Source organism: Mesorhizobium sp. WSM4849, assembly GCF_055811385.1.
Genome location: NZ_JBVVPW010000095.1, coordinates 1 through 1,131, shown reverse-complemented (window position 1 = coordinate 1,131; position 1,131 = coordinate 1). Strand labels below are relative to the sequence as shown.

General features: G+C 57.2%; 1 protein-coding gene. It reads right to left on the bottom strand.

Annotation, left to right across the window (positions count from 1 at the left end; all coding sequences use genetic code 11):
* A partial coding sequence (locus tag AC0L3L_RS36340) for a 3-hydroxyacyl-CoA dehydrogenase NAD-binding domain-containing protein (RefSeq protein ID WP_473642179.1) occupies window positions 1-969 on the bottom strand: 969 nt, incomplete at its 3' end.
* Window positions 970-1,131: the final 162 nt, after the last annotated feature.

Here is a 1,131-nt window from a genome sequence, read left to right as displayed (position 1 = left end):
ATGGGCAAACGCCTGTTCCCTCAGTTTTGTCAGCTCCAGAATATAGGTATCTCGTACCGTTTCCAGATCCTCGATTGCGCGGCCATCGATCTGCCGCACCATTCCTGCCACTAAGTCATCGACAAGGGCGTTGGTTAACTCAGGGTTGTCACGCTCGAAGGGAAAGGTGATTTTGTTTGTTCTTTGCCACTCGAACACGGTTCTTGGTCCGGCATCCCCCCCAGCCATTGCGCGTGTCATGAACGGCCCGAATAAGCCAAGCCTAAGTCCCGCTGCGTCGGTCATGGCGGCGTCAACCTCCTCAGTGGTCGCCACACCATCGGCAACGAGGCGCAACGCCTCCGCAAACAATGCGCGTTGTAGCCGGTTGCCTAGGTGACCCAACACTTCCTTTCGACAATGCAACGGCCGGTGGCCCCAAAATGCGTAGAACTTCATCGCCCAATCGACCGTTTCAGGCGCCGTGCGCTGGCCGCCAACCACTTCCACCAGCGGCAGCAGATAGACGGGATGAAAAGGATGGCCGACAACCAGTCGCGCGGGATTCAGGCAATGCTGCTGGATGTCTGTTGCGGTAAGATATGACGCGGAGGAGGCAATCACGACGTCCGGCCGAATAGCTTTGCTGACATCGCTGATGACAGCTTTCTTGACGTCCAGCAATTCCGGGGACGATTCTTGTACGAAATCGACGTCGGAAAAAGCACCATCGGGCGTTTCTTGGAATAGTAGCCGATCAATTGACGCCCCGTCTGCTAGCCCTTTCTTTTCCATCACAGGCCATGCCTGGGTAATCTTGCGGCGCATGCGTTCTTCGGCACCGGGACCGGGGTCGACGGCAATGACAGTGAGCCCACGCGAGAGGAAGTGCGTCGCCCAGCCGGCGCCAATCGTTCCCGTTCCAACAAGTCCTACCGTCTTGATGGCCTCTGGCGCGACACGGAGCGCGCGAGTGTAATCCTTTTGCATTGACTAATATTCCTTTCTAGCACCTGAGTGAGTTGAGGCATGTCGTCTGGTCGCCGGCCGCCCACCACAGCCCCACATGGAAAGATCCCCGGCATAGATGACATTGACGCCAAGACGCTGCTGAAGCGTCTTGACCACGATCCGCAACTGTTCGCGGAGTTT